At 36.8% G+C, this 26,280-nt stretch carries 31 protein-coding genes and 1 pseudogene; 28 read left to right on the top strand and 4 right to left on the bottom strand.

All coding sequences use genetic code 11. The features are described 5' to 3' along the window. Positions 1–100: 100 nt before the first annotated feature. The 27 genes and pseudogenes from rplP to IEX65_RS00270 all read left to right on the top strand — a co-directional run bounded on the left by rplP (position 101) and on the right by IEX65_RS00270 (position 19,037). Positions 101–529, top strand: coding sequence for a 50S ribosomal protein L16 (gene rplP / locus IEX65_RS00395; protein ID WP_188763525.1), 429 nt, complete (start codon positions 101–103; stop codon positions 527–529). Positions 530–655: 126 nt separating this feature from the next. Beyond that, the gene (gene rpmC, locus IEX65_RS00390; protein ID WP_015027364.1) at positions 656–838 is read left to right on the top strand and encodes a 50S ribosomal protein L29; all 183 of its coding nucleotides are present in this window, start codon (positions 656–658) and stop codon (positions 836–838) included. A gap of 44 nt (positions 839–882) precedes the next feature. Further along, positions 883–1,137: a 30S ribosomal protein S17 gene (gene rpsQ, locus IEX65_RS00385; protein ID WP_015027363.1), complete on the top strand. Its 255-nt coding sequence runs from the start codon at positions 883–885 to the stop codon at positions 1,135–1,137. A gap of 101 nt (positions 1,138–1,238) precedes the next feature. Next, positions 1,239–1,607, top strand: a complete 369-nt coding sequence (rplN, locus tag IEX65_RS00380; protein ID WP_015027362.1) for a 50S ribosomal protein L14 — start codon at positions 1,239–1,241, stop codon at positions 1,605–1,607. A gap of 71 nt (positions 1,608–1,678) precedes the next feature. After that, complete coding sequence (gene rplX / locus IEX65_RS00375) at positions 1,679–2,017, top strand: 50S ribosomal protein L24 (RefSeq protein WP_188763523.1); 339 nt, start codon at positions 1,679–1,681, stop codon at positions 2,015–2,017. An 82-nt stretch (positions 2,018–2,099) separates the two neighbouring features. Further along, entirely contained in the window at positions 2,100–2,648 is a 549-nt protein-coding gene (rplE, locus tag IEX65_RS00370; protein ID WP_188763520.1) for a 50S ribosomal protein L5, read from the top strand. Between the two features lie 35 nt (positions 2,649–2,683). Continuing rightward, positions 2,684–2,953 carry a 30S ribosomal protein S14 gene (gene rpsN / locus IEX65_RS00365; RefSeq protein ID WP_188763518.1) on the top strand — a complete coding sequence of 90 codons (270 nt, stop codon included), beginning with the start codon at positions 2,684–2,686 and terminating at the stop codon, positions 2,951–2,953. A gap of 201 nt (positions 2,954–3,154) precedes the next feature. Continuing rightward, a complete protein-coding gene (rpsH, locus tag IEX65_RS00360) occupies positions 3,155–3,556 on the top strand; it encodes a 30S ribosomal protein S8 (RefSeq protein ID WP_188763516.1) in 402 nt (133 codons plus the stop codon). Positions 3,557–3,686: 130 nt separating this feature from the next. Continuing rightward, positions 3,687–4,247, top strand: coding sequence for a 50S ribosomal protein L6 (rplF, locus tag IEX65_RS00355; RefSeq protein WP_188763514.1), 561 nt, complete (start codon positions 3,687–3,689; stop codon positions 4,245–4,247). An 81-nt stretch (positions 4,248–4,328) separates the two neighbouring features. After that, on the top strand, positions 4,329–4,676 hold the full coding sequence (gene rplR, locus IEX65_RS00350; protein ID WP_188763511.1) for a 50S ribosomal protein L18: 348 nt from the start codon (positions 4,329–4,331) through the stop codon (positions 4,674–4,676). Positions 4,677–4,694: 18 nt separating this feature from the next. Continuing rightward, entirely contained in the window at positions 4,695–5,198 is a 504-nt protein-coding gene (gene rpsE, locus IEX65_RS00345; protein ID WP_188763509.1) for a 30S ribosomal protein S5, read from the top strand. 80 nt (positions 5,199–5,278) lie between these two features. Then, positions 5,279–5,458: a 50S ribosomal protein L30 gene (rpmD, locus tag IEX65_RS00340; RefSeq protein WP_188763507.1), complete on the top strand. Its 180-nt coding sequence runs from the start codon at positions 5,279–5,281 to the stop codon at positions 5,456–5,458. 130 nt (positions 5,459–5,588) lie between these two features. Next, a pseudogene (gene rplO, locus IEX65_RS27990) lies at positions 5,589–6,023 on the top strand (50S ribosomal protein L15); the annotation flags it as partial. Continuing rightward, positions 6,000–6,389 (top strand): helix-hairpin-helix domain-containing protein, encoded by a 390-nt coding sequence (locus IEX65_RS28280; RefSeq protein ID WP_510185802.1) that lies wholly within the window; start codon positions 6,000–6,002, stop codon positions 6,387–6,389. The pseudogene rplO and the gene IEX65_RS28280, both read left to right, overlap by 24 nt. Before the next feature lie 32 nt (positions 6,390–6,421). Next, positions 6,422–7,756 (top strand): preprotein translocase subunit SecY, encoded by a 1,335-nt coding sequence (gene secY / locus IEX65_RS00330; RefSeq protein ID WP_188763504.1) that lies wholly within the window; start codon positions 6,422–6,424, stop codon positions 7,754–7,756. A gap of 18 nt (positions 7,757–7,774) precedes the next feature. Then, positions 7,775–8,584 (top strand): type I methionyl aminopeptidase, encoded by an 810-nt coding sequence (gene map, locus IEX65_RS00325; protein ID WP_188763501.1) that lies wholly within the window; start codon positions 7,775–7,777, stop codon positions 8,582–8,584. A gap of 48 nt (positions 8,585–8,632) precedes the next feature. After that, entirely contained in the window at positions 8,633–8,851 is a 219-nt protein-coding gene (infA, locus tag IEX65_RS00320) for a translation initiation factor IF-1 (protein WP_188763499.1), read from the top strand. Positions 8,852–8,998: 147 nt separating this feature from the next. After that, positions 8,999–9,115 (top strand): 50S ribosomal protein L36, encoded by a 117-nt coding sequence (gene rpmJ / locus IEX65_RS00315; RefSeq protein ID WP_015027349.1) that lies wholly within the window; start codon positions 8,999–9,001, stop codon positions 9,113–9,115. Positions 9,116–9,120: 5 nt separating this feature from the next. Continuing rightward, positions 9,121–9,495 (top strand): 30S ribosomal protein S13, encoded by a 375-nt coding sequence (gene rpsM / locus IEX65_RS00310; RefSeq protein ID WP_188763497.1) that lies wholly within the window; start codon positions 9,121–9,123, stop codon positions 9,493–9,495. Positions 9,496–9,615: 120 nt separating this feature from the next. Further along, positions 9,616–10,011, top strand: coding sequence for a 30S ribosomal protein S11 (gene rpsK / locus IEX65_RS00305; RefSeq protein WP_188763495.1), 396 nt, complete (start codon positions 9,616–9,618; stop codon positions 10,009–10,011). Between the two features lie 226 nt (positions 10,012–10,237). Continuing rightward, the gene (rpsD, locus tag IEX65_RS00300) at positions 10,238–10,843 is read left to right on the top strand and encodes a 30S ribosomal protein S4 (protein ID WP_188763493.1); all 606 of its coding nucleotides are present in this window, start codon (positions 10,238–10,240) and stop codon (positions 10,841–10,843) included. A 117-nt stretch (positions 10,844–10,960) separates the two neighbouring features. Next, positions 10,961–11,950: a DNA-directed RNA polymerase subunit alpha gene (locus IEX65_RS00295; protein WP_188763492.1), complete on the top strand. Its 990-nt coding sequence runs from the start codon at positions 10,961–10,963 to the stop codon at positions 11,948–11,950. Positions 11,951–12,102: 152 nt separating this feature from the next. Continuing rightward, positions 12,103–12,693, top strand: coding sequence for a 50S ribosomal protein L17 (rplQ, locus tag IEX65_RS00290; RefSeq protein ID WP_188763490.1), 591 nt, complete (start codon positions 12,103–12,105; stop codon positions 12,691–12,693). A 115-nt stretch (positions 12,694–12,808) separates the two neighbouring features. Continuing rightward, complete coding sequence (locus IEX65_RS00285) at positions 12,809–15,952, top strand: T9SS type A sorting domain-containing protein (protein WP_188763488.1); 3,144 nt, start codon at positions 12,809–12,811, stop codon at positions 15,950–15,952. Positions 15,953–16,004: 52 nt separating this feature from the next. Next, positions 16,005–16,955: an Ig-like domain-containing protein gene (locus IEX65_RS00280; RefSeq protein ID WP_188763486.1), complete on the top strand. Its 951-nt coding sequence runs from the start codon at positions 16,005–16,007 to the stop codon at positions 16,953–16,955. A gap of 32 nt (positions 16,956–16,987) precedes the next feature. Continuing rightward, complete coding sequence (locus IEX65_RS00275; protein WP_188763484.1) at positions 16,988–17,530, top strand: RNA polymerase sigma factor; 543 nt, start codon at positions 16,988–16,990, stop codon at positions 17,528–17,530. Positions 17,531–17,633: 103 nt separating this feature from the next. Then, positions 17,634–19,037, top strand: coding sequence for a hypothetical protein (locus IEX65_RS00270; RefSeq protein WP_188763482.1), 1,404 nt, complete (start codon positions 17,634–17,636; stop codon positions 19,035–19,037). 72 nt (positions 19,038–19,109) lie between these two features. Here IEX65_RS00270 and IEX65_RS00265 read toward each other — a convergent pair whose 3' ends face one another. The 3 genes from IEX65_RS00265 to IEX65_RS00255 all read right to left on the bottom strand — a co-directional run bounded on the left by IEX65_RS00265 (position 19,110) and on the right by IEX65_RS00255 (position 22,815). Next, entirely contained in the window at positions 19,110–21,695 is a 2,586-nt protein-coding gene (locus tag IEX65_RS00265) for a TonB-dependent receptor (RefSeq protein ID WP_188763480.1), read from the bottom strand. 362 nt (positions 21,696–22,057) lie between these two features. Beyond that, positions 22,058–22,273 carry a helix-turn-helix domain-containing protein gene (locus IEX65_RS00260; protein WP_188763478.1) on the bottom strand — a complete coding sequence of 72 codons (216 nt, stop codon included), beginning with the start codon at positions 22,271–22,273 and terminating at the stop codon, positions 22,058–22,060. An 11-nt stretch (positions 22,274–22,284) separates the two neighbouring features. Then, complete coding sequence (locus tag IEX65_RS00255; protein WP_188763475.1) at positions 22,285–22,815, bottom strand: DUF2975 domain-containing protein; 531 nt, start codon at positions 22,813–22,815, stop codon at positions 22,285–22,287. A gap of 223 nt (positions 22,816–23,038) precedes the next feature. Here IEX65_RS00255 and IEX65_RS00250 point away from each other — a divergent pair, with 223 nt between their 5' ends. Beyond that, positions 23,039–23,695, top strand: a complete 657-nt coding sequence (locus IEX65_RS00250; protein ID WP_188763473.1) for a response regulator — start codon at positions 23,039–23,041, stop codon at positions 23,693–23,695. Here IEX65_RS00250 and IEX65_RS00245 read toward each other — a convergent pair. After that, on the bottom strand, positions 23,692–26,259 hold the full coding sequence (locus tag IEX65_RS00245; protein ID WP_188763471.1) for a M4 family metallopeptidase: 2,568 nt from the start codon (positions 26,257–26,259) through the stop codon (positions 23,692–23,694). The two genes, IEX65_RS00250 and IEX65_RS00245, sit on opposite strands and share 4 nt — an antisense overlap. Between the last annotated feature and the right edge of the window lie 21 nt (positions 26,260–26,280).

The raw sequence follows: 26,280 nt of genomic DNA, 5'->3' as shown, positions 1-26,280 counted from the left end.
AGTTTCAGGTTTACTTCTCGAAAGATTTTGATGTACTCATTGAAACATAAGATAATAAAACTTGAAACTAAGCACTCAGTGCTGAAAATATAACATCGTCATGTTACAACCAAGAAGAACCAAATTTCGTAAGCAACAAAAAGGCAGAATAAAAGGTCTTGCCACTCGTGGACACGAGATAGCTTTCGGAACATTCGCTATCAAATCTTTAGAGCCAGGTTTCATTACCTCTCGTCAGATTGAAGCAGCACGTATCGGTGTTACCCGTGCAATGAAACGTGAAGGTCAAGTATGGATTCGTATTTTTCCAGACAAACCAATCACTAAGAAGCCTTTAGAGGTACGTATGGGTAAAGGTAAAGGTGCACCTGAATACTGGGTAGCCAGCGTTAAGCCAGGTACAATTTTATTCGAGGCAACTGGAGTTCCAGTAGAGTTAGCAACCGAAGCACTTCGTTTAGCGGCTCAAAAACTTCCAGTTCAAACGAAGTTTGTAGTACGTAGAGACTACCAAGAAGGAGCTGAATAATAACAATAGTTCTGAGTGCTGGGTGCTGAATTCTGAATGTTCAAATGCGAGTTTTACAACTCAGAACTCAGAGCCGCTACGGCCGACCGTTCAGAATTCAGAACTCGACAAAGTTTAAATAAAAAAATGAAGAAGTCAGAAATTAAAGCATTGTCAGTTGAGCAGTTAGAGCAAAATATCGCTGTTGAAAAAGATAGAATCTTGAAATTACAGTTTGCTCACGCCATTACACCCATCGAAAATCCGATGCGTATCCGTCAGTCTCGTAGATTGATAGCTCAATTGATGACCGAATTGAACGCAAGATAAATTATAGCAATCCCTGTAAATACAGGATATCAAGTATCTGAACAATGGAAAGAAATCTCAGAAAAGAGCGTATCGGAACGGTAGTAAGCAACAAGATGGATAAATCAGGTGTTGTAGCTGTGGTTCGTAAATTGAAACATCCGAAGTACGGAAAGTTTATGCTCAAAACCAAGAAGTTTATGTTCCATGACGAGAACAATGAAGCAGGTATCGGTGATACTGTGAAAATTCAAGAGACTCGTCCTTTGAGCAAAAACAAAAATTGGAGATTAGTAGAAATCGTAGAAAAAGCGAAATAATAGCCCCAATTTTATTCTCCTTAGCTGGAGAAAGCTATTAACCAAATTACCCCTTGAGCAGGGTCGAATCCGACTTAGGGGTCTTAACTATTCATAAGACAATGTTACAGCAAGAATCAAGAGCAGGTGTTGCCGACAACAGTGGTGCAAAAGAAGTGCTTGTTATCCGTGTATTGGGTGGCACACGTAAACGTTATGCATCAATCGGTGATAAAGTTGTCGTAACGGTGAAATCAGCCCTTTCATCTTCAAACATGAAGAAAGGAACTGTATCAAAGGCTGTTGTTGTGAGAACTACTAAAGAAGTTCGTCGCAAAGATGGTACTTACATTCGTTTTGAAGACAACGCAGTCGTATTATTAAACAATCAAGATGAGCCACGTGGCACTCGTATTTTTGGACCTGTTGCTCGCGAATTGCGTGAGAAACAATTCATGAAAATCGTTTCTTTGGCTCCAGAAGTTCTTTAATTTGAATGATAAGTGGTGTAAACCAAACTATTTTCAAATTCTAAAATTTCCAAATTTTCAAATTCAAAGTAATGGAAAGAAAATTCAATAAGCAGCAGAAACAACACGTTCGCACTGGCGATACTGTTGAAGTGATTGCCGGCAATGCTAAAGGAAAGCGTGGCGTAATCAGTGAAGTGATTACATCAAAACAACGTGTAGTTGTTGAAGGTGTAAACATCATGAAGAAGCACGTAAAACCTTCTGCTCAATCTCCTCAAGGCGAAATCCGTGAGTTTGCAGCCCCTATTCACATCAGTAACGTTATGTTAGTTGACCCAGCTACTGGCAAACCAACACGTACTGGTCGTAAAGAAAACGACAAAGGAAAGTTACAAAGATTTTCTAAGGAAACTGGAAAATTTATTTAATCAATTACCATTTGGAATTAGCTTCTGCCGAAGCTTCTACCAATAAATATGAGGGTCGGAAATCCTCCTATTAAAAAATCTAATGGCACGTTTAAGAGAAAAATACACCAAAGACGTTGTACCAGCTTTGAAAGAAAAGTTTGGATACAAATCAGTGATGCAAGTTCCAGCATTGAAAAAGATTGTAGTGAACCGTGGGGTTGGAGCTGCAACTGGGGACAAGAAATTAATTGACAGTAGTTTAGAAGAAATCACTACAATTACTGGTCAGAAAGCAGTAGCTACACTTTCTAAGAAAGCCGTATCAAACTTTAAACTACGTGAAAATATGCCAATTGGTGTAAAAGTAACTTTACGTGGAGATAAAATGTATGAATTCTTAGACCGTTTGACTGCCATTGCTCTTCCACGTGTACGTGACTTCAAAGGTATTAGCGATAAAGGCTTTGACGGACGTGGAAACTATACCTTCGGTGTGAAAGAGCAAATCATCTTCCCTGAAATCTCGATTGATAAAATCTCTAAGATTCAAGGTATGGATATTACATTCGTAACATCAGCTGAAACAGATGCTGAAGCATACGAATTATTAAAAGCAATGGGAATGCCTTTTGCAAGCATTAAGAAATAATATTAAGATTTCGATATTTATAATTCAGTCATACAATGGCAAAAGAATCAATAAAAGCAAGAGATAGAAAAAAAGCAGCTTGTGTTGCTAAATACGCTTCAAAGCGTGCTGCTTTGAAAGAAGCAGGCGACCTAATTGGCTTAGACAAACTACCTCGCAACGCTTCACCTGTACGTTTACACAATCGTTGTCAATTGACAGGCCGTCCGAGAGGATATATGCGTAAATTCGGTATCAATCGTGTTACTTTCCGTGAAATGGCAAGTAAAGGATTAATCCCAGGAGTTACAAAAGCATCTTGGTAATTTTTGTAGAAGTACTTATTTTGATGTAAATATTTAAAGTTATTTTATGACTTAATAAAGAATATTTGTTCTTCTTGATAATTACTTGCACAAATACTACTTTTTCTAAAAAACATTTTCTAATTTTGCAGCCCAGTTAAGAAAGTCGTGCTCACGATACTGCTTAACGCTGGCTTAGGTATCCAAAATTAAATATCAAAAATGATTACAACGGATCCAATAGCAGACTTCCTTACCAGAATCCGAAATGCCATCAAGGCACGTCACAGAGTGGTAGAAATTCCTGCTTCGAACATCAAAAAAGCGATTACTCAAGTACTTTACGATAAAGGCTTTATTCAAAGTTATAAATTCGAAGAAGTTGCTCCTCAAGGAGTAATCAAAATTGCATTGAAGTACAATCCAGTTACGAAACAATCTGCTATCGTAGATTTAAAGAGAGTTTCAAAGCCAGGTTTACGTAAATATGCTGGTACAACCGAAATTCCACGTGTATTGAATGGTTTGGGTATTGCTATCGTTTCTACATCGAAAGGTGTAATGACTGATAAAGAAGCTCGTGCCTTGAAAGTAGGTGGTGAGGTATTGTGCTACGTATATTAATACAATGCTCAATTATTGACTTTATGTGCATCGCTGCACTTTATCGTCTTCACTCAAGTAAATTATTTGTTGACCGCTCCTAATAACTCGTGCCAACGAAAGTGTTTTGAAGCCTTAAACTATTTATAAAATGTCAAGAATTGGTAAAAAACCAGTTGCCCTTCCAAGTGGAGTAAGTATTTCAGTAGATGCTCAAAATGTAGTTACTGTAAAAGGACCAAAGGGTACACTTACACAAAAGGTTGATTCGGATATCACTGTTTCAGTTGAAGATAACGAATTGAAAGTTGAAAGACCAACTGAACAAAAAAGACACAAAGCCCTTCACGGTTTGTATCGCTCATTAATCAATAACATGGTTATCGGCGTTAGCACTGGCTATAAAGCTGAAATGGAAATCGTCGGTGTTGGTTACAAGGCTGCCAATAATGGTAATGTCCTTGATTTAAGCTTAGGTTTCTCGCACAATGTTTACTTCGTAGTTCCTTCAGAATTGAAAGTGACAACAGCGATGGAAAAAGGTAAGAACCCGATGGTAACTCTTGAAGGTACAGATAAGCAGTTAATCGGCTTAGTAGCTTCAAAAATCAAGTCATTACGTAAAGTTGAACCATACAAAGGTAAAGGTATTAGATTTGTTGGTGAAGTTATTCGTCGTAAGGCTGGTAAAACATCTGGTAAGAAGAAATAATCATTAGACACAAGACGTAGGAGAAACAAGTTTTAAAAGTTTAATACTTGCTGCTCTGAAAATCACAAAATAGCAAATACAATGTCAAGTGTAAAAACTGATAGAAGACAAAAAATTAAGTGGAGTATCCGTAACAAAATCTCTGGTACAACCGAGAGACCACGTTTGTCGGTATTCCGTTCAAATACTGCCATCTACGCTCAATTAATTGACGATTCTAAAGGTGAAACTTTAGCAGCCGTTTCAACAACCGAATTAGGTTTGAAAGGTGTTAAAATCGACAATTCAAAAGAAGTTGGTAAAAAGATAGCTGAAAAAGCGACCGAAAAAGGAATCCTTGCCTGTGTTTTCGACCGTAATGGCTATTTGTATCATGGTAACATCAAGGCTGTGGCTGAAGGAGCCAGAGAAGGCGGTTTGAAATTCTAATCTTGAAATTCTGAATCAATGAACAAAGCAAAAGTAAACGAGGCAGAACTCAAAGAAAGAGTAGTCGCCATCAATCGTGTAGCAAAAGTAGTAAAAGGTGGACGTCGTTTTAGCTTCTCAGCTATCGTTGTTTTAGGCGATGGTAAAGGAGTAGTAGGACAGGGCTTAGGTAAAGCAAATGAGGTAACTGATGCAATTGCAAAAGCTATCGAAGATGCTAAGAAAAACTTAGTAACTGTTCCTGTAATTAACGATACAGTGCCTCATGAAATTCATGGAAAATTCTCAGGTGGTTTAGTATTCGTTAAACCAGCAGCTCCTGGTACAGGTATTATTGCTGGTGGTGCGATGCGTGCCGTTTTAGAAGCAGCCGGAATTCATAATGTATTGGCAAAGTCTAAAGGTTCATCAAACCCTCACAACGTAGTAAAAGCAACTATCGATGCTCTTAGCCAAATGAGAGCTCCACATGCAGTAGCTTTCCAACGTAGTGTAAAAATGACTAAAGTATTCAACGGATAATAGCTCTGAGCTTTAAGTTTACTGACTGCCATCTTGTGCATTGGTTAACTTAAAGCTTATTGCATACAGCTAATAAAAAAATGGCAAAGGTAAAAATTACTCAAGTGAGAAGTACAATTGGCAGACCAGAAGTTCAAAAGCGTACAATAGCTGCTTTAGGCCTTGGTAAAATCAATCGTACTGTTGAAAAAGAATTAAACCCTGCAGTGCAAGGAATGATTAATGCGGTGAATCACCTATTAGTTGTTGAGCAAGCATAAGCAAGAATACTTCTTTATTCAAAAACTTATTTATTTACTTTTAGTACTTAGATAAGCTAGCAGGCATAGCCGAGTAAATCTGAAGGTCAGATTTGCGTATTATTAACCCGATTAAATTAATCGAATTACAATGAAATTAGAATCTCTAAAACCAGCGAAAGGTTCAGTAAAAGCAAATGATAGAGTAGGTCGTGGTCACGGTTCAGGTGGTGGTGGCACTGCTAAACGTGGTCATAAAGGTGCAAAATCTCGTTCAGGTTACAGCCAAAAACGTGGTTTTGAAGGTGGTCAAATGCCTCTACAACGTCGTGTTCCTAAGTTCGGTTTCAAAAATATCAACCGTGTTGAGTACAAAGCTATCAACTTGGATACAATTCAAGCATTATTTGATAAAACTGGTATCACTAACATTGATTTAGGTGTATTGTATAATAATGGACTTATTTCAAAATCTGATTTGGTAAAGGTATTAGGTCGTGGTGAATTGACTGCAACGGTTAATTTACGTGCTAACGCTTTCTCTGCTTCAGCAGTTGCTGCTATCGAGAAAGCTGGTGGTTCTGCTACAGTTGATGCAACATTCAATCCTGAAGCTTCTGCTACTGCGGTCGCTCAGCCAGTTGCAGAGGTTGTTGCTGAAGAGAAACCAAAGAAAGCAGCAAAAAAAAAAGCTGAAGGTGACGATTTAAAATTAATCGAAGGAGTTGGTCCGAAAATTGCAGATTTGTTAATTAATGCAGGAATTGTTACATTTGCAGATTTAGCAGCAACTCCAGTTGAGAAAGTTTCTGAAATCCTTGATGCAGCAGGTTCCAAATTTGCGATGCACAACCCAGCTACTTGGGCAGACCAAGCCGCTTTGGCTCGTGATGGCAAGTGGGATGAGTTGAAGGAATTGCAAGACAAACTCAATGCAGGTAAAGCTGAGTAATTTCACTAAAACGCCTTGTTTTTCCTATTAAAATGAACAAATTCATTACGACACTCCGAAACATTTGGTCAATAGAGGAGCTGAGAAAGAGAATTCTCCAGACTATATTGATTATCTTAATTTTCAGAATTGGTTCACACGTGGTTTTGCCAGGTGTTGATGTAGCAAAATTGAAAGACCTTACTCAAACTAACGGTTTGTTAGGTCTATTAAATACACTCGTCGGTGGTGCTTTCCAAAATGCTTCAGTTATGGCACTCGGAATTATGCCTTATATTTCGGCATCCATCGCAATCCAATTGCTTACACTTGCTCTACCATATTTTAGTAAATTACAAAAAGAAGGTGAGTCTGGTCGTAGAAAATTGAATCAGATTACTCGTTGGTTAACAATCATTGTAGCTGCTGCTCAAGCATTAACTTATGTAAGAGCTACAATTCCAACTGATGCAATTACAATTAGCCAAGGGTTATTTTACTTTAGTTCAGTAATTTTAATCGTTTCAGGTACTGTAATGTGTATGTGGTTGGGTGAAAGAATGACCGAAAAAGGGGTTGGTAACGGTATATCAATGATGATTATGATTGGTATCGTTTCAAGATTCCCTGGAGCAATTATCGGTGAGGCTCAATCAAGAGGTGGAAATGGTCAAATCCTTTTCTTTGTACTTGAACTTGTGGCTTTATTCTTAGTTGTTTTATTTGCGGTTGCAATTACACAGGCAACAAGAAGAATTCCTGTTCAATATGCTAAACAAATTGTTGGCAATAAAGTAGTAACAGGACAACGTCAGTATCTTCCATTAAAGTTGAACATCGCTGGTGTAATGCCAATTATTTTTGGTCAAGCCTTGATGTTTATCCCGGGATTAGTATTGACATATTTAGCAGAGAGTACAAAAAGTGATACTTTCCAAAGCTGGGCAATTATTATGAATAGCCCAACTTCATGGCAGTATTGTTTAATCTACGCTATTTTGATTATTGGATTTACATTTTTCTATACTGCGATTTCGATTAATCCTAATCAAATTGCTGATGATATGAAACGTGGTGGTGGATTCATTCCTGGTGTTAAGCCTGGTCAACCAACATCTGATTTTGTAGCCAATATTTTAGATAGAATTACATTACCTGGTGGGGTTCTTTTAGCAGTGATTGCTATTTTACCTGCATTCGCTGGCCTTTTAGGTATGACTCAAGGTTTTGCTTCATTCTTTGGAGGTACTTCATTATTGATTCTTGTAGGTGTTGTTTTAGATACATTGCAACAAATTGAGAGTTATTTATTAATGAAGCGTTACGAAGGTTTGATGCAGTCAGGACGTATCCAAGGTCGTCAGATTGATGCTAACGTTCCTGCATAACAAAACGACAACGCAGTCATGAGTAAAAAAGATAGAATAATTTATCTAAAATCTGAAGAAGAGTTAGAGATAATTAGAGAGAATGGCCATATTTTAGGTAAAGCTCATGCTGAAGTTGCTAAATTAATTGAGCCTGGTGTTACGACTAAAGCACTTGATAAAGTAGCTTTTGAGTACATCCAAGATAATGCAGCTCAACCATCTTTTTTGAATTATAATGGTTTTCCAGCGAGTTTATGTATTTCAGTAAATGAAGTTGTAGTTCACGGAATACCGAGTAATAGAGTTTTAAAAGATGGCGATATAGTTTCGATTGATTGCGGAGTATATAAAAAAGGATTTCACGCAGATAGTGCTTATACTTACACTATTGGTGAGGTTCAGAATGAAGTACTTGATTTGCTTAAACATACTTATCGTTCTTTATTCAAAGGTATTGAACAAGCAAGGGTAGGTAATCGAATTGGGGATGTAAGTTATGCCGTTCAAAATTATGCAGAAGCACAGCGTTATGGTGTTGTGAGAGAGTTAGTTGGTCATGGGGTTGGAAAGTTTCTGCATGAAGCACCAGAGGTTCCAAACTTTGGTAAGCGTGGAAATGGGCCTAAACTTCTTGAAGGAATGGTACTGGCAATCGAACCAATGATTACTTTAGGACGCAGAGGGGTTGTTCAAGAAAACGATAATTGGACTATTCGAACTGAAGACCGCAAGCAAGCTGCTCATTATGAACACACGGTTGTTGTTAGAAAAGGTACTGCCGAAATCTTAACTACTTTTCAGTATATCGAAGAGGTTTTAGCAAAAAAGAATTTAGTAATCGCATAGTACATAAGAACAGCGACTTTTTAAATGAAAGTCAGCATATTAAATTAAATGGCAAAACAATCAAATATCGAAGTTGACGGCATCATTACTGAGGCTCTTTCAAATGCCATGTTTCGTGTGCGTTTAGAGAATCAGCATGAGTTAATCGCTCATATTTCTGGTAAAATGAGAATGAATTATATTCGTATTTTGCCAGGTGATAAGGTAAGACTCGAAATGTCACCTTATGACCTTACAAAAGCTCGAATCACGTATCGTTATAAATAACCCCAGCCCTTTACAGGGAAAGTGTAAAGTATAACGTAAAGAATTATAGCATTAGTGTGAAATTTTGTGGCTATAAATTACCCCAAGACACAAAAATATTCTTACAAAAATCCCCCTTTAGGGGTCAGGGGTGGAATCATATTCGTTATGAAAGTTAAAGCATCAGTAAAGAAGCGTAGTGCTGAATGTAAAGTTATCCGTCGTAAGGGTAAAATTTACGTTATTAACAAAAAGAATCCTAAGTTTAAACAAAGACAAGGCTAATTTCTATGAGGATTGCAGGTGTTGATATCCCAGACAAAAAAAGAGGCGAAATCGCCCTTACTTACATCTACGGTATTGGCCGTAGTGCCTCACAAAAAATTCTAACAAAAGCAAATATCAGTTTTGATAAAAAAGCTGGCGAATGGAATGACAGTGAAGCAAATGCCATCCGTGGTATCATTACGGAAGAGATGACTGTTGAAGGTCAATTGCGTTCAGAAGTGCAACTTGCTATCAAACGTTTGATGGATATTGGTTGCTACCGTGGTGTTCGTCACCGTAAAGGTTTACCACTTCGTGGACAACGTACCAAAAACAACTCACGTACCCGTAAAGGTAAGCGTAAGACTGTAGCTAACAAGAAGAAAGCTACTAAGTAATCCCACTCTTAATCTCTTAGTGAGGTTTTTAGTAAATATTTGGGTTTTCTTGTGGGAAAGAGAATCGAACAGAGTACAGGTTTTTCTGTACTGCCAATCATTTAACAATGTTTTGTCACAATGGCACAAGCAAAAAGAAAAGATAAAGCAAAAAAGAGAATTGTGATTGTTGAGCCAGTAGGCCAAGTTCACATCAAAGCATCTTTCAATAACATCATTATCTCTGTTACAAATAGCCAAGGTCAAGTAATTTCTTGGGGTTCAGCAGGTAAAATGGGCTTCAAAGGTTCAAAGAAAAATACACCATACGCTGCACAAATGGCAGCTCAGAGTTGTGCTCAAGTAGCTTACGAAGCAGGAATGCGTAAAGCTGAAGTTTTTGTAAAAGGACCAGGGTCAGGACGTGAGTCGGCAATCCGTACTATTCAAAACTCAGGTATCGAAGTTACTACAATTACTGATGTAACGCCACTTCCTCATAACGGATGTCGTCCGCCTAAGCGTAGAAGAGTTTAATACATCTACAAAAGAATGAAAACATTTGGACTAAGTTTAAATTTAGTTTCGAAAGTTTTCGTTCTTTTGTTTCTTAATTATATAATAAATTGTTAATTATTCCGTTTATTAACGGAATTAGAAATAGAAAAACAGCTTTTTAGCTGTTGTTTGGGCAACCAATTCGATTGATAGTTTGGACATTGGGGCTAATCAATCTCTATTTCGAGTTTAAAAACCAAAAAAAATGGCAAGATACACAGGTCCAAAAGTAAGGATTTCAAGAAAGTTTGGTGAACCAGTAATGGGGCCAAGCAAAGCGTTGAGTAAAAAAGCTTATCCTCCAGGCCAACACGGAAAAGGTCGTAAAAGCAAAAAATCAGAGTACGGTCAACAATTAATCGAAAAACAAAAGGTAAAATACACTTATGGTATTTTAGAGCGTCAGTTTGCACGTTTCTTCCACCTTGCTTCTGTTAAAGAAGGGCGTACTGGTGATAACCTATTGAAACTTTGTGAAGGTCGTCTTGACAACACAGTTTATCGTTTAGGAATTGCTCCAACACGCCGTGCTGCACGTCAATTAGTAACACACTGCCACATCACAGTTGATGGAACTGTTTTAAATGTTCCTTCGTTGATTTTAAAGCCAGGTCAAATTGTTGGTGTACGTGAGAAATCAAAAGCTCTTGTTGCAATCGCTGACAGTTTGAAAGCACGTAATGCAAAACGTTACAACTGGTTAGAGTGGGATGCTACTGAAATGGTTGGTAAATTTATCAGCTACCCAGAGCGTGACCAAATACCTGAAAACTTCAACGAGCAGGCTATCGTCGAGTTGTATAACAAATAATATTTGTACAGTGGTTGTGCCATTACTGTTCAATACAGTAGTGGCACAGCTACGTTTTTTTATTGGTGGTGTAGCTAACCACCTTTTAGTTAACGAAAACAAACACACTGCATACGTATGTCAATATTAGCATTTCAAATGCCTGACAAGGTTGTCATGGAAAAAGCTGACGACTTCCATGGCTTTTTCGAGTTTAAACCACTCGAAAGAGGGTATGGTGTGACCATCGGAAACGCACTTCGTCGTATTTTGTTATCTTCTTTGGAAGGTTACGCAATTACTTCGGTAAGATTCCCGGGGGTATTACACGAATTTTCGAGCATTGATGGGGTTGTTGATGATGTTACAGAAATCATCCTTAACCTTAAAATGGTTCGTTTCAAAAAAGTTTCTGATTATGTAGATAACAAATTTACAGTTAGAATCAAAAACCAATCTGTTTTGACTGCAGGTGACCTCGGTAAGTTTACACAAAGTTTTCAAATTCTGAATCCTGATTTGGTAATCGCTCGTATGGATGACCAAAAAGAATTAGAGCTTGAAGTAATTGTGGACAAAGGCCGTGGTTATGTAGCTGCTGACGAACAAAAACAAAACGATTTACCAATTGGGTTTATTTCGATTGATTCAATTTTTACACCTATCAAAAATGTTAAGTATAGCATTGAGAATACTCGTGTAGAACAAAGAACTGACTACGAAAAACTCTTACTTGAAATCAAAACTGATGGTTCAATCCACCCAGAGAGAGCTTTGCAAGAAGCTGCTCATATTTTGATTCAACACTTCTTGAAGTTTACGGACGAAAACATGGTATTTGATACCAAGAAAGATGATGAAGACAATATTGTTGATGAAGAATTCTTACACATGCGTAAGCTATTGAAGACTTCGTTGCAAGATTTAGACTTGTCAGTACGTGCGTACAACTGTTTGAAATCTGCTGATATTCGTACATTGGGCGATTTGGCAAGACTTGAAGTAGCTGATATGATGAAATTCCGTAACTTCGGTAAGAAGTCATTAACGGAGTTGGAGCAATTAGTTGCTGACAAAGGCTTACATTTCGGTATGGATGTATTGAAATATAAGTTAGACGAAGATTGATATTAGACTTTCCTCTTTCCATGAATACTTGGGAAGAGGATTTTTTATATTTTTCGAACCGCAGTTATCGAGTAAATTAATTAACAATCGTGATAGGTGGAATTGCCAAGACTGCGTAGGCATTTTTGACCGTTACTTACGAAACAAATACAATGAGACACGGAAACAAAATCAACCATTTAGGTAGAACTCACTCGCACAGAGATGCGTTGTTGAAAAATTTAGCGATTTCTTTAATCCAGTACAAACGTATTGAAACAACTTTGGCTAAAGCTAAAGAATTGCGTAAATATGTTGAGCCTTTGATTACTAAATCAAAAAATGATAGCACTCACTCTCGTAGAACTGTTTTTTCTTACCTACAAGACAAAGAAGCAATCAAAACATTGTTTGGTGAAATTGCTGAGAAAGTAGCTAACCGTAACGGTGGTTATACTCGTATCATCAAATTAGGAACACGTTTTGGTGATAACGCTGAAGTTGCCTTGATTGAATTGGTTGACTATAACGAAGCATTATTGACTTCGGCAGAAGAGAAAACTACGAAAACTCGTCGTAGCCGTCGTGGTGGTAAGAAAGCTGAAGGTTCTGCTGCTGTTGAAGCTGCTCCTGTTGCTGATGAATCATCAGCTGTGGTTGTAGAAGATGCACCAGCTGCTGAAGTAGTAGCTGAAGCTGCTCCTGCAGTAGAAGAAGCTCCAGAAGCACCAGCCGCTGAAGGCGAAGAAACTAAAGAAGCTTAATTGCTCGAAAGTTCTTGATGAAAAACCTCAAACGAAAGTTTGAGGTTTTTTTTTGCTCATTCCAACCTTTTGGTAATATTATCTGTCAGTATCTGAAAGTAAAAAAACTCTGCGAATGAGAAAGATATTTATATGCTACATAATTTGTTTACCATTGTTTGCTCAAACGGATTTTACAAAAATCTCGTGGAGATTTCGTGGTCCAGTCAATTATAATTTAGGTTCAAAAGAAGTAATTGATATTGCAACTGACCCAAATGATGCCCAAAAGCTGTGGGCGTGTACGTTAGAAGATGGGTTATTATTTAATGATAATGTAGTTGATGCAAATAGCCAATGGCAGAGGTCTTCATTGGTGAATAGGCGTGTGTACAAAATGAAATTTCATCCAAATAAACCATTAGTTGCTTTTGCAATTGGAGATTTCGTGAATTGGAAAACTACTGATGGAGGGAAAACTTGGTCAGAAATTATAAATAATGAAGCCTCTACGAGATTTTATGATATTTGGGTATCAAAAGAAGGTAAGGTGATAGCTGCTACCAAAAATGATGTGTTTACAAGCTTGGATGAAGGGAAAACTTGGAAGAAAGTGCTGAGAGTTGAAAACTCAAGAATAATTAAACAGCTTTGGGTGCAAGAAAATGAACGCATCTATGTTTTAATGGAAGATAATAATGGACTTTATAGTGATGGAAATAATGTGTTATGGAATAATATTTCGCTTGACCAAATGCGGAAAGAAGAAATGCCATATCCTGAATTAGAAGAATTTCATGCCTATGTGGTTCAAAGTGGTGAGGTTTTTCATGGGTTTACCGTTGATAGAAAAAAAATAAAATTATTGACTAAATACTCGATTGATGGGGGATTAACTTATCAACCGCTATTAAGCCCAACTGATATTAACGAAACTGTTTTTGTAGGAAACGATATAGTTTTTGCTACTAAAAAGGGTATCGTTATTTATAAAGAATCAAGACTTCAAGAACGAAATTTAGGGCAGCTTCAAGGCGAGTATAGAATGTTTGCTAAAAAGCCTTTTGCTGGTGATAATAATATTGTTGCTCTTAGCACAAAAGGGATGTTTTTGATGAATAGTATAGAACGAGGCGATGCCTACGAAGTGATTAATCAAGGGGAATATTATAATAATATTGTGGTAGATGCTAAAAATACTTTTGCAGCTGTGGAGGCTGATAAAATAAATTTTATTGGTTTTAATCATTTAGAAGGGCGAAAGATTATTGCATTACCAAATAATATAAATTTGTTTCTGACAAATAATGGTCAATTAGGTAGATGGATTGGAAATAACACAGGAAATTTATCTCTTGGGAAATTAAGCATTATAGAAACTACCACAACCCCAATTGTTGATATTTACTATAATTCTACTATCAATACAGTATTTTGTCTGTTGCGTGACGGACGTTTTTTGACTATTCTTAACCCTGATGCTGAAAATACGGCTTTTATAGTGAAAAAAATATTTCAGTTTCAATTACCAATAAAAACTTTTAATGAAATACAGATTGAAGAATTAACCTCAGATGGGAGCCAAGTTTTGATTTGTGATAAAACAAAATACTTATTTGCGATAATGAACAATGGTGTTGATAAAATAATAAAACAAATCAACACTGATGCTATTAAAGATTTGAAAATCAATTACTTAGAGTATTCGTTGGTGTTTCAGAAATTGTTTTTAGCCACCGAGAAAGGTGTATTTATGGGAGAAAATATTTTGTCGGATACCCCAAAATGGACAAATATTAGCAATGAAATTGGAGAACAAGCATGTGTCTTTGTTAAAATTCGCTCCTTAGATGGTCAACTATCAGTTATGACTCGTTATTCAGGAATCTATACGACGACTCTTTTCGCTGAAAAAAATACAATCGTTACACATTCGCCGAAGTTCTTTAATACCTATCCATCGCCTAATTATTATTGGAGTAGTACGTTAACTCCTTTTTATTGCAATCAATCAAAAATAAAAATTGATTTCACAACCAATATTCCTTCTACCGAAAAGGTAAAATATGTGGTAGAGGTATCAGATATTAATGGTAATTTTCCTACTGTGCCATTTATCTTAAAGGGAGAAGCTTCCGAAAGTCCCGTAGAAGTTGAGTTTGTAAAACCACAAGACCAACGAGCCAATTTTTTTCGGTTCAGAGTTTTGGCTCAGGGTGCGGTATCGGTCGTGGGAAGTGCAACACCCCTCATAGGAATTAATGATGACAAAGATTTTATACATGAAACTATTAAAAAAACATTGGTATGTGATAAAGAAAGTATAGAGCTTATGCCCGCAAAGGATATAGACTACGGACCTTATAGTTGGAAAAAAGAAAATAATACGGTTGCTACCACCGCAACTTATACAACGAACCAGTCGGGAGTTTATAAACGAACGGTGGTAATCAATGGCTGTAACGTTAGTTCGGTATTTGAGGTATCTAAAGCCTTGAATACTCGTCCATTTTTTAAACCAAATGTTGGGTTCTCGTATGCAGGAAATACATGTGTGGTGGATTCGTTCAAACTTTTTACAGATTACGATAATAGTTATAAATATGTTTGGTATCGAGATGATTTGATTTTAACTAATCTAAACAAGTCTGAAATATTTGTAAAAGACAAAAGTCAATACAAGGTTTTGGTGACAAGCCAAGATGGTTGTAGTGCCATTTCGGAAATTATACAGCTTAAAACCTGTGATAATGGAACTGATAATAGAGCAATTATCTTGAACTCGCCGACGATTTCTGTTGATAAAAAATCAATTTACCCTAATGATAAAGCAACAATACAGTTGGAAAGTTGCGATAATGTAAGTATGCAATGGCTAAAAGATAGCAAACCTTTGTTAGGAGCAAATCAGAGTAGTTTAGAAGTAAAAGAAGCGGGTAATTATGCGTTGCAGATTTCTAAATTTGGGTGTACTACCATGAGTAAAACTGTGGCCATTAGCGTTGAAACGATACTTGCAGTAGGAGAGGAGAGGCATGATTTTGACATAGAAGTTTTTCCAAATCCAACTGAAGAAAAAATATTTATTTCAATTCCAACGCTCATTAATACTCCGATTGATGTAAAATTAACGGACATTTCGGGTAAATTGATTGGGAAATATGATGTTTCTTCAAATAGTCAGTTTATTGACCTAAAATCATTGCAAGAGGGTACATATCTCTTAGTGTTTGAAGTGAAAGACAAACGAGTTGTGAAAAAAATTATAAAAAATAATTAAGCCCATTACAACCTTTTTGAAAAAATACAGTCAGTATATAAAAGAAACAAAAATGGCTCGAATTTTATCTTTCTTATTGGTTTGCATGTTTGTTTTTTCGTGCGATGTTACGAGAGAAGACAGTGTGGGCAATATTGTAACTAATGAAGAAAATCCATCAAATGTATTTTATACTTTGGTTGAATCAAATTTGAGTATTGACCCGACCGCTTTTGAAAAATTAAAATTGGCTAATTCGTTGGTAGTGAGTCAGGTACCCAAAAATGGTGAAGCAAAGTTTTTGCAAAATGGATTTGTGTTTTATCGGGCTACGAATCCTGATGCTACCAATGATGCTTTTATTATCAGTGGAAAGGTTGCGGCTGGCAGTATCGTAAGTGAAGAAATTAAAATAAACTTTGTAAGTAGCCAGCTTGATTTGCCATGTTATGCTGGAACAATCGGAGATAAAGTCAGCGTAGAGATAGGGCAATCTACGGAAATAAATGTTATAGCAAACGACAAAACTTGCGGGATGATAAGCGAAAATTCTTTAAAAATTGAGATACCACCCGCAAATGGTAAAGCAGAGATAAAAGACCGAAAGGTAGTTTATACCCCCAACCAAGATTTTATAGGTGATGATATTTTCTTTTATAGATTAGGGATAAATAACACAAAAAATCCTGTTGCACCCGTTGAATTAAGTATTACTGAGTCAAAGGATTGTATAACGGGAATGACCGATGATATAATCAATGTTTTGAGTTATACACCCGATACTGATTTGGCTTTAAATGTTTTGCAAAATGACCTTATCTGTCCAAAATATCAGAAAGCGGATTTAAGAATTATTAAAAATCCAGCAATCGGAACACTTAGGGTTGATAAAAATAATGCAGGAAATTCGGTGATATATTTTAAATCGGCAACCACCCCGAAAGGAATACAAACTTTTGAATATGCACTTTATAGAACCGAAAAAGCCTTTGTCCAAGCCAAAGTAACAATAAATTTTAATTAAATTCATATAGCCTACACTATTACCCAGCTTTTGTGCAGTCAAACGACCGTGAATTATTAGAAGGGTGCCTCAGACGAGATTCTAAGGCACAAGCGGCACTTTATCATCAGTATAAAGGTCGCTTTTTTGGTATTTGCCGTCGTTACGCTCAAAGCCGTGAAGATGCCGAAGATTTGTTGCAAGATGCGTTTGTGAAGATATTTTTAAACTTAAACGAACTACGAAGTGCCGAGCAAATGAGTGCATGGATTAGGAGAGTAGTAGTGAATGTGTGCATTGATTATTATCACAAAAAGGTGAATTTGACAAATATCGAAGAGATTCCAGATATTCCGACAGGAAACTGGGAAACGGACAATGTGATAAGTCAGATGAGTAATCAAGAGCTTTTAGCAGCAGTTAATGAATTACCCGACGGAGCAAGAATAGTTTTTAATTTGTTTGTGATTGATGGACTTTCTCACCAAGAAATTAGCGAAAAACTTAATATAACCGAAGGAACATCAAAGTCTCAATTATTTTTTGCCAAGAAAATTCTCAGAAAAAAACTGGAAGAAATGGGCGTGAGGGCGTAGGAGAGATGATGAATGTTTGATGTTTGATGAAAAACAGTCACCACACGAGCAACTCCGCAGTTCACCAATAACTAATTACCCAGTAACAAGTAACCATTTACAAATGGAAAATTTTGAAGATAACATAGAGAAAGAATACCACGAGCGTTTTCGAGATTTTGAAGAAATGCCCGATGATGCTGTGTGGAATAAAATTCAAGAAAGAATTGCTCCCGAACCCGAAAGACGTCCGATAGTTTTTTGGTGGAATAATTATCGCTCTATGGGAATTGCAGCGAGTGTTGTGCTTGGCTTAACAGTGGGTGGTTATCTATTTTCAACATTTTATGATACAAAACAGCAACAATCAATATCTGACAATACTAAATCTACACCAGTTGGGGAGAATAAACAAACTACTAAATCTACACGACTTTTAACTACAAAAAATGCTAAAACAGACTTAGAATCTCATCACACAGCAAAAAAAAATAATGAGTTGAAAAATACTTTTTGGAAAAAATCTGAACTAAAAGAAAATTTTATTGCAAGCAAAACTTTTGACAATAGTATTAGTGAACCCAAAGTTGAAGAATCAAAGAAGGAGATTTTTTCAATGACTGAAACTTTAGCAAAACAAGAGCAAGTTGATAGAATTTTTGAGTCAAAATCACAAAATCAGACCATAATACAAGGTTCAGAACTTACCATTTCTAATCTCAATTCTCAACAAAATAGTTCAAATATTATTGAAGAAAGTAAGGAAATCAACACTGAAAAAGTAAATCTTTTTACCGCTGAATTATCCTTTTTAATACCAAAGAATGCTGATATACAGTCAGTTAATAAAGTTTCAAATGTGCCAACATTACCTCAAAACGAACCAGTTTTTGTATTTGAAGAACCACGCCGTGAACGTTTGGTATTTATTCCACCAACTGAAGTTTATGCCAATGTAAGTCCGATGTTGAATTACTATGTTTTTTCGCCGAATAGAAACGATAATTTTCTTGTTAAGAACTTCAATGGTTCGTCTGAAAGGCTGAGCTTTGCTGCCCAAGCTGGTGTGGTTTATCCTTTAGGAAAAAAACTCGATATTCGTACAGGGCTCAGTTTTATGACTGGAAAATCGAATATCAGCTATGGTTTAATTAATAATAACCAGAAAGTGGTTAAAGTAATTGACGAATTAAATATTGAAGTACAACCCACAAATAGTATAAATATTGAGCAAAGAAACTGGCAATATTTAGAACTTCAAAGCGATGTAATGTATGCTATAAAGAAATTACAGGCAATTTCGGTTGGTTTTAGGGCTGGTGTTCAAACATCTAATTTAAACAAACCTGTCTTTAATGGACGAATTGGCTACCGAATCAGTAAACCAGTTAATAATCGAGTGGCCTTGTGGCTTGAGCCATCGGTTGTGTTAGCTCTTTCTGCACAACAATCTCTTGATAATCATTTTCTTTATCGTACAACTGGCTTTAGCCTAAATATGGGCGTGAGTTTGCTGCGACATGAGTAAAAAAAGAAAAACCTGCAAGGATTGCGAAACATCGCACTGCTCCTTACAGGTTTTGTCTATTAATTTTATCTCTTAATTTCCAGCTTTAACCCTGCTTTGTTCTGCTTCGGTTGCTGTGCTACGGCGGCGAGCTGCTTTTACATTCTGATTACCAAATTTGTAAGTAAACGTTAAGCGTGCAGCACGGCTATCCCAACGGTTATTGAGTGTCATTTTTACTCCTGCAAAGTCAGTCTTTCCTGTGAATTTATTCGTCAAGAAAATATCGTTGATGTTTAATCTTAAATTCGCTTTTTTGTTCCAAAAACTCTTCTGTAAGCCTGCATTTACTGCATATTGAGCATTTCCACGCATCATACCGTAAACGTTTGGTGAGTTATACCACATCGAAATTTCGGCTGTTAAATCTTTTGGCAATTTTAAGCTGTGGCTTGTATAACCATTGTATGCCCATTGTCCAACGTTGAGGTTTTGTTCCAATAATTGTCCCGAATATCTATTATAGAAAACCGAGATATTGTTTTGTGCTGTCCACCATTTTGTAATCGGAATCGGTACGCTGAAATTGAAATTGATGTTTTCAAATTTGGCGATATTCTCACGAGTAGCAAAGGTGATTTTCTCTGGGTCAATGCCTTGAATATTATTATATTTCTTGATTTTAGCCAAAACCTCAGGGTCATTGATAGCATTTTTGATAACCTCAATCATAAAATCGTTGGTCACACTATACCCAACACTCGTTACGAATGCTTGTTTGAAACTGTGCGTTAGCTCAAATGAATTGGTATATTGTGGTTTCAAATAACCATTACCCAATTGGTAAGTATATGGGTCAAGGAAATATACAAATGGGTTAAGTGACTCATAATCAGGGCGTTCGATTCGACGGCTGTAAGAATACGAAATCTGATTATCTTTATTAATCGTCTGATTCAAGAAAATACTTGGAAATAACTTAGCGTAATTACGTTCACGTTTTTCATCAAGCGTAACTGATTTACCGATTGAGTGTGTATGCTCCATACGCAAGCCCGCCTGTACATTAAATTTCTTGCTCAACTCTTTACTAAAATTGGCGTAAGCAGCATTGATATTTTCATCATAGATGAAGTAATTTGTGCGACCTTTGTCAACTTCACCATTCTGAAAGAAACGAATATCATTATCAGATTTTACCCAGCTACTTTTTACACCAAACTCAAACTTAGCTTTACTTTTTGGTAATGGATGCACATAATCAGCCTTCAAAGCAAAGATATTATACTTATTTGGTGTGTTGCTTGTGATATTAAGTGGTGTATTAGACTCTACTTCTTTTAAATCGATATACTTATAAAATCTCGAAACCATTCCACGCTCGATGCCCAAGTTTTGGTAAGTTGAGTAATCAACGTCGGCTGTTAGTTCTTTACCAGTTGAGTCAAAAGTATGCTTAAAGTTGGCGTTTAAGGTAATGTTTTTCCAAGTTCTTAATGTACTTGCCGTAGTTACCAAGCTCGAATCTGGTACATTTTTACCTGCACGCTTTATGTAGGTTGTGTTGATGTTCGGCGAGTTTGGTTTATTTTGCCATGAGCCCACACTTCCATTTACTAAAACACCCAGTGTCGTTTTCTTGGTAGCATAGAAATCAGTACCTACTTTATAGCTAAAGTTTTGGCTGGCATTGTAGCGATACGCATATTGCTCAAAAATCTTTCCGCCTAAGTCACGTACAAAAACGTTGTTATTGAAGCGTTGGTTATCCGAAAAAGTAAGGTTAGCGAAAGTATTAAATTTCCCTTGGCGATTGTTGAGATTTAAGCTTGTATTGTATTTTGGCATGATACCAGGTTTTACGGTTTCAACTTTGCTGAAATCTTCGTTTAAGCCTTTTGATAAATATGGAGGAAAACTGGCCGAAAATCCTGCCGAAATACTTCCATTTGTACCATAATTCTTGTTTTTCTTCGTCACGATATTAATCACGGCTTTTCCAGCAGCATCGTAGCGAGAAGATGGATTTGAAATAATTTCAATCTTTTCGATTTGGTCACTATTCATGTTTTTGAGCTGGTTGGTCAAATCACTTTGCGACATATACGTTGGCTTGCCGTCCATGATTACCAAAACGCCCTGTTTGCCTTTTACGCTGATGTTGTCGTTGTTATCAACTGTAACTCCCGGTGATTTTTGTAAAACTTCCAAAACTGTGCTTCCAGTTGCAACGATGCTGCCCTCAACGTTTACAATCAGTTTATCGGCTGCTTGCTCGATAAATGGCTTTTTGGCAGTAACGGTTACTTCCTTGAGGTTTTGAGTATCTAAATTCAACTGAATCGTCGAAAGTTTTACTTCAAGGTTTTCATCATTTAAGATGATTTTTGGAGAGAAATATTTTTTATAACCCACCATTGAAATCGACACGATGTATTGTGCGTCGTTGCCAACTGCAATTTGCTCAAAGCTGAATTTTCCGTCTAAATCACTTACAGCACCTTTGGCAAGGGTTGAGTCTTTAGCTTTGAGTAATAAAACGTTGGCGAAGGGTAGTGCTTGTTTTTTCTCGTCGAAGAGGCTTCCCGAAATTTTACCTTTGTACGAAACTCCGTTAGTTTGGGCAAAGGTGAACACGCTCGCAAATGCGAGTAGCATTGTTAGTAATAGCTTTTTCATTTTTGTAATTGTTAAGTAATAGCTTTTTTCTTTGGTACGACTCCCATAAGAGTCATGTCATGTTTTGTTTTTTGTGAATTCAATTATTAGATGCAAAAAATATCTTGCGAGTTACAACCTTTAAAGATTTTGATAAACTACCTCAAAAGTTTTGAGGCAGTTTTGACTTCTTCAATTGTATAACGTTTGCTTTTTCATAATTTCTGTGACAAATATATCGGTACTTTGTAATACAAGGTAACTGATATTACATAAGTGGTTTTAAATTTAGGATGAGTGGTTTTCGACTATAAAAGTAGCTTTTGAGTAGTAGATGCAGTTTTGAAAAGAAGAGTTGCGTGGATTCTTAAAATATTTTAATATTATTTATTGTTCTCAGGTACAAATTCTAATATATCGCCAGGTTGGCAATTAAGGGCCTCACAGATGGCTTCTAAGGTCGAAAAGCGAACAGCTTTGGCCTTTCCAGTTTTTAATATCGAAAGGTTAGGGAGGGTAATATCTACCTTTTCGGCCAATTCTGAGAGCTGCATCTTGCGTTTAGCAAGCATTACATCAAGGTTTACGATAATGGGCATAAAGGTATTTTTTAAACGGTTAATTCATTTTCTTCTTGTAATTCAACGCCACGTTTGAAGATTTGAGCAATGATATAGACAATGCCCGCCATAAAGAAATATTCTTCATGATTGAAATGATTGACCAAATCAATATCAGTATGCTTAGAAACATAATTGAAATAACCATTGCCAATTTCGGCCATTATCCAGAGGCTTAGTAATAAATAACTAATGGTTTGAATTTTGGTAGCAACCTCGTCAGTAAAAGGATTTTTTAATTTTAGTTTATGCAGGAAATCAAATAGATAGTACCAAATGTGAGCTTTCAAGCCAGCAAATACGATAACTAACGATTTCGTGAAATAGAAATAAGTAAGGTTTAAGCTACGTAGTTCAAAAATACTTTTATTAGCCAAATACATTTTTTTAGCAAATTCAGGATTGGTAAAACTAATGATAAACGAAATAAGCTGACTACCGCATTCAATCGAAAAACCGATGGCTCCGATGAGTGCCAAATATTTAATAATTTCTAAAATTGTTTTGGTTTGCGTTTTCATAAAAATGTATATTAAAATGTGATTGATGGCACAAATGTAAAATTTATTTATTGATAAACAATAAATAAATAATGTTTTTAGGTAATTAAATATTGATAAACAAATTTTGGTTTAGTAACAACCTATTAACTGTATAATAGTTTTAGCTTGTTTTAAACTAGATTTTGAAGGCATTGTACCGTAATTTATTATCTTTGGATTTCAAATGATTTGAGTTGAACCCATGAAATTAATCATTGCCGATGACCATCAGTTTATTTTGGAAAGTATCGAAATATTGATTTCGACAATGCCTAACTATGAGATTGTAAGTATATGTAGCAATGGGGCAGAGGTTTTGAAGATGCTCCAACAGCACACAGATGTTGAAATCGTATTATCTGATTTTTCGATGCCCGAAATGAATGGTATTGAACTAACCTATCAGATTAGGCAACGTTTTCCGAAGGTAAAAGTGATTTTACTGACGGTTTCGGAAGATGCTCAGACGATACAAGAAGCATTTCAGGCGGGAGTTTCGGGATATATCATGAAAAAAGCTGGCAAAGCAGAGTTTGAAGAAGCTCTAAAAATGGTAACTTCGGGCAAAAAATACTATTCCGAATCGGTAGTTTTTGAATTATTGAATCGAAATAAACAGGTTTCTGATTTAGTGAATGAAACCATAGAAGAAAAAGTAGAGAACTTGAGTAATCGAGAAATTGAAATCATAAAATTGATTGCTCAAGAGTTATCGACCAATGAAATTGCTGAAAAACTTTTCCTCAGCCCCGCTACGGTAGAAACTCACCGCCATAATATTTTGAAGAAATTGGGTATTAAAAATTCAATAGGTTTGGTGAAATTTGCTATCAAAAATGGTTTAGTTGAATCGCTTTAGTTACAAGCCTTTATTTCTGCTCTAAAAACACTCCCATTGGCTGCCGAAAACACACCCACCAATTCGATACTTTTTCCTGCTTCATAACTTACATTTCTATCCGAAATAATACTTTGATTAGATGAAATAGTATTTACGGCTTTTTGTAGTCCATTAGTTGCCGAACCGTTGAGACTCAAACTCGTTGGTACAATCGTAACCGTTGCACTGCCTGCCGCTCCCCATCCACAGCCATTATTGGCTCTGAAATAGTATGTCCCTGATGCCGAAACGACTTGACTAATGCTTGGCGTTGTTGTAGATGTTCCATTACTATTTGTTCCTTGCCAATAAACAGTTCCGCCGTTTCCACCATTGGCACTCAGTGTGGTTGAGTTCCCGCAAATTGTTCCGCCTCCACTAACGTTTACAGCAGCAGGACTTGTAATAATCGTAATTGTTGTACTTCCTTGTGGCCCCCAACCACAAGTAGCATTATATGACCTAAAATAATAAGTTCCTGATGCCGTAATGGCTTGGCTCGTAGATGGTGTAGCGGTTGAAGTGCCATTACTGGTTGTTCCTTGCCAATAAATTGTTCCACCCGCACCTCCCGACGCCGTAATGGTGGTTGAGTTACAGACCGTTCCGCTTCCTGTAATTGAAACGGCAGCAGGAGTATTTTGGATAGTTACGATTGCACTTCCTTGTGTTCCCCAACCACAAGTGGCATTATATGACCTAAAATAGTAAGTTCCTGAACTTGTAGGAACTTGACTCAATGAAGTTGAACCAAAGAAAGTTCCGTTCGGGATTGTTCCTTGAAAATAGATTGTTCCGCCCGCACCACCTGATGCCGTAATGGTTGTTGAATTACAAAAAGTTCCACTGCCTGCCACCGAAACAGCCGCTGGCATTGGTACAATTGTAACAGTTACGCTTCCAACCGTTCCCCAACCGCAACCATTGATAGCCCGAAAATAATAGGTACCAGACGATGTAATTGTTTGGGTTGTACCAGGATTAGCCATGGAAGTACCGCTGCTATTTGTTCCTTGAAAATAAATGGTTGCCCCCGAAGCCCCCGATGCTGTAATGGTTGTTGAATTACAGAAAGTACCACCTCCCGCAACTGTAACCGCCGAAGGTGCATTGCCGATACCAACCGCACACCAAGCATTGGTTACGGTATTTACTTCGGTTGAGTTTGCTCCATATAAATCTATGGCTGATTGAATAGAGGCATTTCGAGCCACTGAGTAGGTCGCATTGGGCTGCCCAACTAAATTGACTGTCAGCGTACGATAAGCAATAGCACGTGCTTTGGTGATGCCAAGCCCTGTGATATTGAAAGGATTTCCGTTATCATTTGTGCCAATTCCGCCATTTGTAATCAGATAAAACCAATAATTCTGAACGCCACTATTGGTATGAACGCCGCCTAAATCTACGTTGGGGTCGGTAATCCAATTTGTACCTAAATACGTATCTGGGTCGTTGTATGTATTCGGGTTACTCATACTTCGTATTGCTCCACTCGTACGATTTGCTCCCATTAGCCAATCATTACTTCCTAAGGTATAGTTTTCAATACATTCTCCAAAAATATCACTGAATGATTCATTCAAAGCCCCTGATTCGTTTTGATAAACCAAAGCCGCCGATGAAGCCGTTACAGCATGGGCATATTCATGCCCGATAACATCTAATGTTCCATAGCTATTGGTAAGTGTACCTGTTGAACTAAGCCCAACTTTCATTAATCCAGAGTTTGACATAGATGCATTATCTGTATAATACGCAGAACCACTCCAAAAGACAGCATTTACATAGCCATCCAATACGCCGTTGGCATTATTATAGGAACTTCTTGAATGAATACTATTGAAATAATTATAAGCAGACTTTGTAGCCCACATAACTGAAGCACCAAATTTTTGAGTTTGAGTTGTCCATGAGTTATTTCCGCTTGTAATTTCGATAGGATTTGATACAGTTGTAGTGCTATTCCAATCTCGGATTTTATTAACGGCAGTTTGACATTGGTCGTAAAGTCTAAATTGTGTATCTTGGTAATGCTCGGTGTTGAAAGCTTGATTTCCATTGAAAATAGTCGTTGCAGTTGCTCCTACACAAGCCCCTTGTTGTACTGTAAATGTTCGGGTAAAAGTGTTATCTGATTCGTTGGATTCTGCAATAATATTTGGGCTATCAATATCGACTTGAATCGTATGAGTGCCAACACCAAGCGAACCCGAAATCATGAAATCTGAAATAGAACTAAAAAAGCCCGAATTCAAAATAGGATAAGTAAGGGTAGTCTTGAAAACACCATCTAAAAATACATTTGCCTTTACGGTTGTAGAAGCATTACATGTACCATTGTTTTGGATTGCAATGTCTAAATAAAGCGTTTGGTTGAAATAATAGGCTGCTTCTGAGGTATTTGTACCCGTAATAGCCGAAATAACAATGCTGTTGTCCCAGCCTGCAGGTTGATATTGTCTGAAATTGACGCACTGTGATTTCGCTTGGAAGGCTATTAAAAATGTTGTCAATAACGAAAGTAAGTATATTTTTTTCATGATTGTCGAAATTTCAAGGTG

It is taken from the genome of Emticicia aquatilis (assembly GCF_014644295.1).
Taxonomy (GTDB): domain Bacteria; phylum Bacteroidota; class Bacteroidia; order Cytophagales; family Spirosomataceae; genus Emticicia; species Emticicia aquatilis.
Note: the sequence above shows the minus strand (reverse complement) of the source record. Positions and strands in the feature narration are given on the sequence as shown.